The organism is Sphingobium wenxiniae, from assembly GCF_007830065.1.
Lineage (GTDB): Bacteria > Pseudomonadota > Alphaproteobacteria > Sphingomonadales > Sphingomonadaceae > Sphingobium > Sphingobium wenxiniae.
In genome coordinates, this window is record NZ_VLKK01000040.1 from 1 (window position 1) to 11,617 (window position 11,617).

11 protein-coding genes are annotated in these 11,617 nt (G+C 57.2%); 5 read left to right on the forward strand and 6 right to left on the reverse strand.

The genetic code is table 11. The features are described 5' to 3' along the window. Nucleotides 1-234, forward strand: a 234-nt coding sequence (locus IQ35_RS19990; RefSeq protein WP_158636727.1) for an ATP-binding protein, incomplete at its 5' end; no start/stop codon positions are given. Between the two features lie 88 nt (nt 235-322). Here IQ35_RS19990 and IQ35_RS19995 read toward each other — a convergent pair. Beyond that, nucleotides 323-811 carry an Arm DNA-binding domain-containing protein gene (locus IQ35_RS19995; RefSeq protein WP_242003425.1) on the reverse strand — a complete coding sequence of 163 codons (489 nt, stop codon included), beginning with the start codon at nt 809-811 and terminating at the stop codon, nt 323-325. A 443-nt stretch (nt 812-1,254) separates the two neighbouring features. Continuing rightward, the gene (locus tag IQ35_RS20000; protein WP_021246789.1) at nt 1,255-2,391 is read right to left on the reverse strand and encodes a sulfotransferase family protein; all 1,137 of its coding nucleotides are present in this window, start codon (nt 2,389-2,391) and stop codon (nt 1,255-1,257) included. Nucleotides 2,392-2,815: 424 nt separating this feature from the next. Between IQ35_RS20000 and IQ35_RS20005 the strand changes: the two genes are divergently transcribed. Continuing rightward, nucleotides 2,816-5,239, forward strand: a complete 2,424-nt coding sequence (locus tag IQ35_RS20005) for a TonB-dependent receptor (RefSeq protein WP_145076006.1) — start codon at nt 2,816-2,818, stop codon at nt 5,237-5,239. On the opposite strand, the gene IQ35_RS20010 is transcribed toward IQ35_RS20005, so the two are convergent. Continuing rightward, nucleotides 5,236-5,418 (reverse strand): hypothetical protein, encoded by a 183-nt coding sequence (locus tag IQ35_RS20010; protein ID WP_145076009.1) that lies wholly within the window; start codon nt 5,416-5,418, stop codon nt 5,236-5,238. The genes IQ35_RS20005 and IQ35_RS20010 overlap by 4 nt on opposite strands. A 98-nt stretch (nt 5,419-5,516) precedes the next feature. On the opposite strand from IQ35_RS20010, the gene IQ35_RS20015 reads away from it, so the two are divergent. The 3 genes from IQ35_RS20015 to IQ35_RS20025 all read left to right on the forward strand — a co-directional run bounded on the left by IQ35_RS20015 (nt 5,517) and on the right by IQ35_RS20025 (nt 8,573). Next, nucleotides 5,517-6,461: an NAD-dependent epimerase/dehydratase family protein gene (locus IQ35_RS20015; protein ID WP_145076013.1), complete on the forward strand. Its 945-nt coding sequence runs from the start codon at nt 5,517-5,519 to the stop codon at nt 6,459-6,461. A gap of 151 nt (nt 6,462-6,612) precedes the next feature. After that, nucleotides 6,613-7,965, forward strand: coding sequence for an MFS transporter (locus tag IQ35_RS20020; protein ID WP_021246793.1), 1,353 nt, complete (start codon nt 6,613-6,615; stop codon nt 7,963-7,965). 164 nt (nt 7,966-8,129) lie between these two features. Continuing rightward, the gene (locus tag IQ35_RS20025; protein WP_021246794.1) at nt 8,130-8,573 is read left to right on the forward strand and encodes a MarR family winged helix-turn-helix transcriptional regulator; all 444 of its coding nucleotides are present in this window, start codon (nt 8,130-8,132) and stop codon (nt 8,571-8,573) included. 263 nt (nt 8,574-8,836) lie between these two features. Here IQ35_RS20025 and IQ35_RS20030 read toward each other — a convergent pair whose 3' ends face one another. The 3 genes from IQ35_RS20030 to IQ35_RS20045 all read right to left on the reverse strand — a co-directional run. After that, complete coding sequence (locus IQ35_RS20030; protein WP_031292142.1) at nt 8,837-9,658, reverse strand: SDR family NAD(P)-dependent oxidoreductase; 822 nt, start codon at nt 9,656-9,658, stop codon at nt 8,837-8,839. Between the two features lie 60 nt (nt 9,659-9,718). Next, nucleotides 9,719-11,017 carry an amidohydrolase family protein gene (locus IQ35_RS20035; RefSeq protein ID WP_021246796.1) on the reverse strand — a complete coding sequence of 433 codons (1,299 nt, stop codon included), beginning with the start codon at nt 11,015-11,017 and terminating at the stop codon, nt 9,719-9,721. A gap of 425 nt (nt 11,018-11,442) precedes the next feature. Continuing rightward, on the reverse strand, nt 11,443-11,617 hold a 175-nt coding region (locus IQ35_RS20045; RefSeq protein WP_199739889.1), incomplete at its 5' end, for a transposase.

Genomic DNA, 11,617 nt, shown 5'->3' on the forward strand with positions numbered 1-11,617 from the left:
CCGTCAGGCGGCGCGCTGCTGTTCCACCTGCTGAGCAAGCTTTACGAGCGCACCAGCGTCGTCATCACCACCAACCTCAGCTTCAGCGAATGGGCTGGCGTGTTCGGTGATGCCAAGATGACAACGGCTCTGCTGGACCGGCTCACCCACCACTGTCACATCCTCGAGACCGGCAATGACAGCTTTCGGTTCAGGGCCAGCGCCGCGGACCCCAAATCACGAAAGGAAAAATAACCCGCTTGACCCACCACCCGCATAGCGGGACATACCTTCCAACCGGGTCACTTCTCGATGAAAATCCCGGGTCAACTCTCAGTGGAAATCAACAGTCCTTCATCATGGTGGTCACATCCGCCTTGGTCAGCCGAGTGACCAGCGTCCTGCCGATCAGCGGAATGATATGGCGGTTGATGCGACCCAGATCGGTGGACTTGGTGCTGGCCCTTTTCGGGCGGCCGCCCTTGCCGAGGATCCGGCCCTGCTCAAGCTCCTTGATATATAGCTCGCAAAGCTCCTTCACCGTGATCGACTTACGGGCGCTGTTGCGGTTCTCCAGCGGATCATTGCCCTTGGCGACTTCCGCCAAGGCCTGGATCGCGAGCGTGCGAGCCTGTTCGGCGGTCACGGTGCCATGCCGGCCGAGCTTCATGCGCCGGCGGACATTGTTGGCGTTTCGGTAATCGACGAAGTATGTTCGGGTGCCTGACGGCATGATGAAGGCGCCGAAGCCCTTCAGCTCACTGCACCAGACGGTGTATTGGTTTTCGCGTGTGGGCGACTTGTCGACGACGGATTTCGTTAGCTTTGGCATTTTCACCTCGCCAGAGGGGTCCAAAAAAACTCACCAAAAACTCACCAACAGATCGAAAAGGTTGGCGACCCTTGGAGTATCTTGGCGGCCCTTCGTTGTCAAGAAAACCTATAAACTACAATAGCTTATAGGGCTTTGGCGAAGGCTGGCGCAGCGTGGAGTAGGGTTACAGTTCTAGCTCCGAAGGCGGAGGCCACAGGTTCGAATCCTGTCGAGTGCACCATTCTCGAACAAAAGAGAGAATAGCGGGCGTGGTTTTGGTCACGCCCGCTGCCGTACTCCGGACGAGCAGGTCAATGAGATGATCGGGTTGCAATATCTGCTTCGTCACCTCGCCGATCACGATGCCGTCTCTCGTCCGTCGGCGCTCCCCGCCCCGGCCGGCGAGCGCATCGCGTCCGTCGGTCGTGTCGAGCGCGCCGGTTGCACGCCCGGCGATTCCATCAGGCGACGTTGAACCGCTCGATATAATCCTTGAACAATGTACGCAGCATGTCCTCGCTCAGGCCGAATTCCTCGGCCGAATAGGAATGGACGCCATGCTTGTCCTTGCCATTATCGGCCAGGTAGGCGAGGATACGGGTCTTGGATATGTCGGACAAGGTCATACCGAAATAGGCATAGGCACGCTCGATCGATCCGACCGGATCCTTGATGACGTCGGTATATTGCATGTCGAAAACATTCTCCGGCTCGAACAGATTGTCGCGCATGTCGAGTCCGCGCCGAATGCCGAGTTCTTCGTAAGTGGCCCATTCCCGACCCAGGATTTTCCGGTCATATCCCGGAGTGGCCTTGCGGAAGGTCTCGATCAGGCTGACCGCCGACGGAATGATCCGCGTAGGATCGCGATGGGTCCAGATGATCTTCGCATCCGGATAGACAGCGATCAGCGCATCAAGCGTGAAGGAATGTTTGGGATATTTCAGGACCCACCGCCCCGGATGGCGGAACTGAAGGTGTTGAAGAGTGCGCTTATGCGCCTCGTAGGAAGGACGATGGTCCGCAGTCAGCAGCCATTCCTTGTAGGTCGTCAGTTCATAGGGTGCAAGCAACGCCCAGTTCATGAACATATAGTCGTTGAGGCCCTGGCACTGTTCCGGCCGATCGGCCGTGATCGGATGCCGCGTCTTCAGTTCTTCCGACGCCGTCAGGACTTCCTTTGCATGTACCTGCGCTATGCGTTCGTCGGTCTCGTAGGTCGCGGCCTGCGGCGGCGGGCAGGGAAGTGACATTTCCCATCGGCGCGGAGCCCGGATGCCTTCGCACTGCGCCATCAGCCCGTGCAGGTTGGTCGATCCCGTACGCGGCAGGCCCAGGATGAAGATCGGCGCTTCGATCACCTCATCGGCAATACCGAAATAGGTCTTTCGATCGTCCACCAAGCGCAGATTCTTGATCAGCATGCCGGTAATCATGTCCGCCGTTTCCGCGCGACGCGCTTCATCCAGTCTTGCATCGCGTTCCAGCGAGTGGATCAGAACGTCGAGCGCCTCCTCGAACGGGAGATCTCCGAAATCGGAGAGGCCAGTGCGCTCCGTCGCGCGCGCCATCAATTGCTTGCGATCAAGCCTGTCCATTGTCTTTCCTTCTCTCTTGGTCCCGTTGGACCGCTTTTCATTTTTGTTCGGCCATTTCCAGCATCATGCGCTTCTCGACCCCCTTCGGGAGGTCCAGCAAGGCAGCAGGGCACTGCACAGAACCGCCTGTCCGACGCATAGGATGACAATCGCAAGAGCCTTGTCAACAATGATATTAAGCTAGACTTATAAAATCTCGTTCCGACAAGATTCGCTTGGGCCTTCGGCCTTTTCTTCCTCATCCGGCATGATCGGCTTCGAACCGGCCATAGGTCCGGGCGAAGTTCGGCACCGAGAACCGCGATCGGATCATGCAGCGCGGCAGCAATAAGCCACCCATCCTATAAGCTTGAATAAAAGTAAGATAGGCTTATAACTATGGGCCTAGGACCATATGATGTGAAAAGACCAGAGGGGATGTTAGATGAGGTATAGCTATACCGCTATCGGTACGGCCATGGTGTTGATTCATGGCGCCATGGCTCAAGCGCAAGTCGCGTCGGAAGCTTCGGCACAATCTTCCATTGCTCCCAGCCAGTCCGTCGCAGCAAGCGATTCCGGCGGACTTGCCGGCGATATCATTGTTACGGCACGTCGAAGGGAAGAGGCGCTATCGCGCGTGCCCATCACGGTGAGCGCCCTTTCGAATGAATCGTTGAGGGAAAAGTCGATAAGATCGCTTGATCAACTCCAGCAATCCGTCCCGGGACTTACGATTTCCTCGGCCGGCGGCAGTTCGAATCCGACCATCAACATCCGCGGACAGGACCGGCCGAACCTGGGCGAGGCCGCACCGCCAGTCGTGACCTATTTTGCTGACGTTCCGATGAACTACATCGCAAGTATCGTTCCTACCTATGACCTGGCTTCAGTACAGGTTCTTAAAGGTCCGCAAGGAACACTTTTCGGCCGTAATACGACAGGTGGAGCCGTTCTCATATATCCGGTCGCTCCGAATTTCGAAACAGGCGGATACATCTCTGCCGGATATGGAAATTACAATAAGATAGAAGCCGAAGGCGCGGTTAATTTGCCCATCGTCGATGAGCATATCGCATTACGGATCGCTGGACAGCGTATAAAGCGGGACGGTTATGTGAAGATGGCGACCGGCGGAGATCGCGAAGATATTAATGATACTTCGTTCCGAGTTTCCCTGCTGTTGCAGGCAAACGACGATCTGAAGAACGTCACGATCTATGATGATGTCGCATGGCATCGTTCGGGCGATGGTCCGATATTGACCCATGTATATGGTGGTCCGATTGCACTCAGGTCAGCGGCTCTTGCTCCATATTATGACTGCAATGTTTCCATAACCTGCGACATCGATCTCGCCTTCGCGCGCCAGCAGGCAGCAGGCGTTCGCAAGAATTGGGGGGAGAAACATAGCTATCTTCGGACCCGCGCTACCGGCTTGTCGAATACAACGACATGGAACATCGGTGATATAACGCTGAAGAATATCTTCGGGTATCGCACCGCGAAGACAGACAATCTGGCCGAGACCGACGGCGTCGACCTGACCCTTATCACCGCGGTGAACCGTGCCATGCTGCGTCAATATACGGAAGAGTTCCAAATCCAGGGAAGCTTTTTGGACGACAAGCTGCAAACCATCCTGGGCGCATTTTATCTTAAGAGCGAGCCGAATGGACCTTCGGGGTTGGCGCTGGGGACCTTCTCCCCACCTTCGCGTCCCAGCATGATTCTGAGCTATCGCACGCAGGTCAGCAAGGCGATCTTCGGCGCGATCACCTATGATTTCAGCGGCCTGGTCGAAGGACTCAAACTGGATGCGGGCTTGCGCAGGACGCAGGACAAAACCGACTCCTGTTCGGTTGGTTATCCCGCCATCATCCCCTTTGATTTCGGCACACCACTCGCCACGGAGGACCAATGCGAGAATGGAGGGTCCGTTGTCGTCAACAACACCGCCTACTCCACCTTGGGCACGCAGGTAAGCAGCAAAAGCAAGGCGTGGACCTGGAACATCGGTTTAAACTATCAGGCGACAAGCGACATTTTCCTCTATGTCACAACGCGTCATGGATATCGGGCGGGTGGCGTGAACACGCCTCTTTTCAGCACGACCGCGCCTCGGAGCCTGGCCCAGTTCCAATCCTACTCGCCGGAAACCGTGCAAGACTTTGAATTGGGCGCAAAGGTCGCATGGCGGACCGGCGCCATTCACGGAAACTTCAACATCGATGTGTTTCGTGCCAAATATAAGAATACCCAGCGCAACGTGAACGGCCTCGCCAATTTTGACCTTGACGGCGATACGTCCAACGACCCTTCTGCCGGCTCGATTGTTATCAACGCAGGCACTTCAAGGGTTCAAGGCATTGATTTCGATACGAATATATACTTCAATCGAAACCTTAGCATTAACGCCTTTGCATCCTATAACGATCACAAATATCTGACACTGGGAACGCCCGACATCCTGGCAAGCACCACCGCTTTCCCAAGCACGGCTGAAGCGACCGCTTTCCGTTATGCGCCTAAACTCACGCTAGGCGGCGGCGTTCGTTATGAAGCACGGCTTGGCGAAGACGTGGGCAATCTCGTCATGAATGTGGATGCCTATCGATCGAGCCGGATATATTTCGGGTCCTTCAAGGATGACCTTAACTTGAGCCAGTCGGCCTATGCTCTTGTCAATGCCAGGATCGATTGGCAAGAGCTCATGGGTACTTCCGTTACGGCTAGCCTTTACATGCGCAACATCTTTAACAAGACATATGCGAATGGCGCCGCCAACTCGGCCTCCTCGGCCGGATTTGCCTCTCTCCTGTTTGCAGAGCCGAGAATGTACGGTGTGCAGATGCGGATAGAATTCTAGGGAGCGGCAAAGCGCTTAGCCCGCACGTCAATCCCGATCATGCCGATGCGATGGGACGACCATCCGTCGGCATGGCCATTTCCATACAATGTCCGGGTGAAGCGCTGAAAGCCCATCGCATAGGGCAAGGGCGATGCCGCGCTGGCATAAGGCTTGATCTTATAATAAGCTTGGCTCAATATCAGGTCAAGCCCGAAGCGAAAGCCTGCGCGGGATTTCGAAAGATCATGCGAAAGATGGGCTGCGTAGTGAGCCCGTCCGCATAAGGAGAGAAGCGATGATATCTGGTGAGAAAATCCTGATCACCGGCGTTACGGGGATGGTTGCGACGCCGCTCGCCCATTTCCTGGCAAAGGAAAATGAAGTGTGGGGCATCGCTCGTTTTGCCGACCCGGAAGCGCGCAGGCCCTATGAGGATGCGGGCATCACGACACGCGCAATCGATTTGGCAAATCCCGATTTTTCAATTCTGCCGAATGATTTCACCTATATTCTGCATCTCAGCTGGATGCGCGCCGATATTTCGCAATTGCAGCAGGCAATCCGCACAAATGTGGAAGGGCCAGGCTTGCTGTTTCAACATTGCCGTAAAGCCAAGGCGACGCTCGTCATGTCTGGCATGGGAATTTACTCACCCCATGAAGATCCATGGCACCTCTATACGGAAACCGACCCCATTGGACGAGCAGCGACCGCCTATGCGCCCACCAGCCCCTCTTCGAAGGCCGGGATCGAAGCGGTTGCGCGCTTTTGCGCCCGGGCTTTCGACATGCCGATCGTGATCACCCGCCTGAACACCTACATGGGCACACAACGTACCATGCCCGCGCAGGTCATCAGGGCGGTTCTGGACGGCAAGACCATCCATGCGCCTCATGATCCGAATCCTCAAAGTCCCATCCATATCGAGGACATGAAATGGCAGCTTGAAGCATTGCTCGACGCGGCAAGCGTGCCGGCGACAATCGTCAACTGGTCCGGCGACGAAACCATGCCCATGCAGGATTGGGCGCGCATGGCCGGCGAATTCGCTGGCAAGGAAGTCGCGTTCGAGACAAATTACGTGCCCGGCGCGCCCGTTGGCAGCGCGTCCGATCCGACGCTTCGTCAATCGATCACCGGCCCATGCCGGACGGTATTCCGCGACGAGTTCCGCAAGCTCTTTGACGATCATCAGGCTGGAGAGGCGCTGCGGGGCGGACCGAATTGGGGCGCCATTTGATGTCATCCTGCTATTGGAGCAAATACGATCAAGCACATCGCCAAAAATCTGAGTTCAGCTTCCCGGAGGATACCGAGCCAAGCCATTCTCCGCCGGCCTTAGAGCGACGTCCAAAAGCAGTTTGCCGGGCATAAGCGAGGAGAGGGAAGCAATGAGCTCGACGCAGCAACCACGGCAGGGTCTTCCGAAATATATTCTCGCAGCGCTTGCCGGCCCAAGCATATCCCTGTCAGCCCTGTCCTTGCCATTGGTCGTGTACTTGCCGGAATTTTATTCCGGCGAGCTTGGCCTCGACCTTTCGCTCGTAGGATCGATCTTCATGGTCGTGAGGCTCCTCGACATAGGATTTGATCCTGTGATTGGCGGCATCATGGATCGCACGAAAGGCCGATTTGGGCGTTATAGGCCTTGGCTGCTCGCTGGTACGCCCATGATCATGCTGGGCATGGGCATGCTGTTCGGTGCCAGTCCCGGAGTTGGACCAGCCTATTTAACGGGATGGCTGTTACTGGCCTATGCGGGATGGTCCATCCTCAGCCTGGCGCAGCTTTCGCTCGCCGCCAACATATCCCCCGATTATCATGAGCGATCCAGGATATATGCCTGGTGGCAGGCGGCCTTCATGGTCGGCATGATGATCTCGATGCTACTGCCCAAGATCGTTTCCGAGCTTGGCTATCATGGCGCCTCCGCGGGTATGCGGGCGATGTCGTGGCTCGTGATCCTCACCGCTCCGATCATGGTCGGCATCATGATAATCGCCGTGAAAGAGCGTCCTGCCGGTGGAACGCAACATGGGAGCGATCTGCGGAGCTATTTTGGCTTGCTGCGCCATACTATCGTCCGTCGGCTCCTGGCGACGGAATTGTTGCTGGGGCTGGCGGGCGGCACGACCTCCACCTTGGGCCTGTTCTTTTATACGCGCGTGATGGATATCGGGCGCGCGGACACCGGCCTGGTTTTCATCGCGCATTTTGCCGTGGGCCTCTGTGGAACCCCTCTATGGTCATGGCTTGCGAATCGGATCGGGAAGCACAAGGCGCTTGCAGTCGCCGCGCTCCTCTATGCCATATTCCAGTTCCTATATTTGGCGGCTCCTTCGGGCAGTCTGGCGGGCCTTTTGACCGTGGCCGCCATAAGCGGCATTCCCTATGGCGCAATTGCCCTTCTTCCCCGCGCGATGATGGCGGACATTAGCGATTTCGAGCGGCTTAACACCGGCGCCGAGCGGACGGGTTTGCTATTCGCGCTGCTAATAGGGACTTGGAAGATCGGGCAGGCGCTCTCGGTCGGCCTGATGTTTCTGTCGCTCGATTTCATAAACTTCAATCCCGCCCCAGGCGCGTTGAATGGGAGTTCTTCCTTGCTGGGATTAATGACGCTATACATCGCCTTGCCGGCCCTGCTGAGCCTGCTCGCCGCTGTGACGATCCTCCGCTATCCGCTGACTGCCGAACGGCATGCCCACATTCGCAAGGAACTGGAAGCGCGGGAGAGAGCGTGAAGCCGATGATGGGGGAATCTCTTTATTGGTCCATGACTTATGAATGGCTGGACAGGGGTATTTTCGCAAATGATGAACGGATTGCCGCGAAGGCGCTCTGCCATGTTCTTTCCATCGCGATTTTACTATTGTCGATACACCCGACGTTACGCTAACAGGCGTCTGTGGATACCGATCTAGATAATTTCGCCTTTCTGATCGGCGACACCGCGCGAATATTGCGGGGGCGCTTTGACTTTTACGCACGCGAAGCCGGGGTTACGCGTGCGCAATGGCTGGTACTTGTCATGCTTATGCGCAACGAAGGCGCCACTCAGACGCGCATTGCTGAATTGTTGGAAGTGGAGCCGATTTCGCTCAGCCGCATGGCCGATCGCCTTGAGGCTGCCGGATATATCGAGCGGTGTTTGAACGCCAGGGACCGGCGGGTCCGGGAACTGAGGTTAACGCCCGAGGGGCATGATTTGCTGAAGAAGCTGCGGCTATTGGGTGCGCAGGTCATGGCGGAAGCCAGCAAGAATGTGACGCCGGAGGATTTGGAGCAGTTTGCCACTACGATGCGGAAATTCCGCTCGAATCTGGTGGCTGCCGGCGAAATGTCGAAATAACGGTCCGATCGCGCTGTCATGCGCTTGTGCGGGGTTGGCGCTTTCCGGAAAGCGCGTGACGGCAATAATCACTTCTTTCTCGCCGAACCCTCTCGCTCGGGTCTTTCAGATACAGATTGCCGGAGCGCACAGCCGTTCGTTTAGGAATAGCTCGGCAAAAAAGCGTAGCTTGTCAATGACACCGATTTGGCATTCATTCACAACAGCTACGCTTCCTCTGGCTCGGAAGTCCCGGGGTCTTCCCATGCTCCATTATTCAGTTGCTAAGACGGATTGAGGACGTCCTTACTGGACGTATCCGGAATACCCAGTCGAGCCGTTAGGCCACCGTCCACCGGCAGCATGGTGCCCGTGACATAGACGGATTCATCCGAAGCGAAGAATAGAACGGCATTGGCGATATCGCGGGGATCGCCAAGCCTGGGTGTAGGAATCGTCTTTCGGATCTGGCTAATGAAGTTTTCATTCTTCAAAAGCATCCGCATCCCCTGTTCCCCGGTGTTGATAAAGCCGACGACTACAGCGTTGCAGCGTATGGCTTCCGGAGCATAATCAATTGCCAGTTGACGCGTCAGAGCGTTAACCGCGCCCTTGGAAGCCTGATAGGAGGGGCGCCCGGTGATCGCTCGCGTGCTCGAGGCGGCAGTGATATTCACAATCGATCCGCCGCCCGCTTTGCGCATGTGCGGGATCGAATATTTGCTCGTCCAGAACGTGCCATAGGCCGCCACCTTGAACGTCTGATCCCAGATTTCGGTGGGAAGCTCGTCGACGTGACTGTCCTGCCTACCCGATCCCGCGATGTCGGTGGCCGCGGCGTTGTTCACCAGAATGTCGAGGCCTCCAAATGTCTTGACGGTCGTTTCCACCGCTTCACGCACTTGCTCCTCGATGCTCACGTCGCTCCTGATATAGGTCGCGTTCAAGCCCTGGCTGCGGAAACGTTCCTGCACTTCCAACCCTTTGTCGTTGGACCGTCCGGTGAAGGCGACCGAAGCCCCCTCTTCCGCGAGGCGTTGCACTATATGCATTCCGATGCCCTGTGTCGCGCCGGTAACCAGTGCAGTCTTTCCTTCAAGCTTCATAACAACTCCTATGCTGGTTTTTTTAGTATTGATCAGATATTTGTATTCCCTGCGTTGTGTTCAGCTTGCGGTAGCGATTTCGGCCATGATGCGGTTGACGTCGCCGGAGGTCACGCGGCGTCCTGCGTCACCGGGCCTTGCTCCGCCGACGCCTTCGGAAGGACGGGTGTCGACGTGGGTGGCGAGCCGCCGGAGCGCCCCGACGGTGGACTGCTCTCGCGTATGGTTGACGAAGGGATCGAAATGATAGAGCCGCATCGCATTTTGATGCGTGATCTTGTCGACGATCCGCTGGGGCATGTCCTTGAGCGCCGGCCAGAGGAACTCGGGCGATTCGGGCCATGTCGTGTCGGCATGCGGGTAATCGCACTCCCAGGTGATCATGTCCTCGCCAATGTCGGCGACATTGCGCACGCCGAAGGTTTCGTCGATGAAGCAGGTGACGATATGTTCGCGGAATACCTGGCTTGGCATCTTTCCCCCGAAATCGGCATTCGACCAATCGCGATGGCGTTCGTGCGTGATGTCGGCGCGTTCCAGGAAATAGGGAATCCAGCCGATGCCCCCTTCCGACAAGGTCATCTTCAAATCCGGATAACGCTGCCAAAGGTCCGAATGGATCCAGTCGGCCGCGCTGTTGGCTATGGAGATCGGCATCGACAGAATCCAGGCCTCGATCGGTGTATCGTCCGACGCGTGCGGCGCGCCGCCGCCCGAGCCGATATGACAGCAGATCATCACGTCATGGTCCGCGCAGACTTTCCAGAGCGCATCCCATTCCGGGCTGTGGATGCTGGGCAGACCCCATGCCGTGGGATTGTCCGGAAAGGTCAGGGCATGGACGCCGCGCTTGGCCATCCGCTCCATCTCGGCCGCCGCAAGCTGCCCGTCCCATAGCGGCACTATCGCCATGGGGATGAAGCGATCCGGATAAGGCCCGCACCAATCCTCGAAATGCCAGTCATTATAGGCCCGCACCACGGCCAGCCCGGCTTCGCGGTCCTTGTATTTGAGGAAATTATGACCCGCAAAACCGGGCAGGCTGGGAAAGCAGAGCGAACCCATGACGCCGTTCGCGTTCATGTCATCGATGCGCTTGTGGACGTCGTAAGCGCCTTCGCGCATTTCGCTGAACGCGCTCGCTTCCATGCCATATTCGTGCCGGGGGCGGCCCGCCACCGCATTCATGCCGATCATGGGTACGAAGCTGCCTTCGAACACCCAGCGATTCTTGCCGCCGACCGTGACATTGCGGGGTGCCAGATCGCGATAGCGTGCCGGAACATGGCGCTCGAACATCTCGCGAGGCTCGACCGCATGATCGTCGACACTGATAAGGACCATATCATTCATGATCATCAGGCTTCTCCTATTTCTTTCTCCCAGATATTAAGTGAGGCTTATTATAAGATCAAGCATTATACAGCATGGTGTTGTTCCATGCTCCGTCAGGCTCAACGTCCTCGGCTTGCCGCAGCGGCGGTAGGCCGCGCCGTGAAGCCGTCCGTCCCGTTCCGGTCGATCAAGCGCGTGAGCAAAATCAACCATATTCGCCGACCTGGAGTCCGGCGGCGCCATATCCGGTCTCACAACCGCGAGCGGGCTTGAGCCGCTAGCCTCTCTTATTCACGACGCTCGGTTTCGGGTCCGCTCTGGGCATTTGCTGCGGCTGGCTGTATTGCGCGGACGACCGGCATCGCTGGCGTTTGTTTCACCGCATTCGGATTGATGGGCTTTTCGGGTTGAAGGGCTGGGCTCGGAGTTCTGCGGCGCTGCCGCATGGGCTACGTCGGCGCAGGCTTCAGCCGGAGAACGAGGGCGCGGAACAGGTCGGCATCCGGACAGGCGGAAGCGAAGGCAATGCGGATGCGGCTAGCACTTTCTACGACGCGCGCAGCGACCTTGAGCAGCCGCAGGCGCAAGGTGGTAAACTCCGCGCTTGCCAGAGCAGCGGTCCTG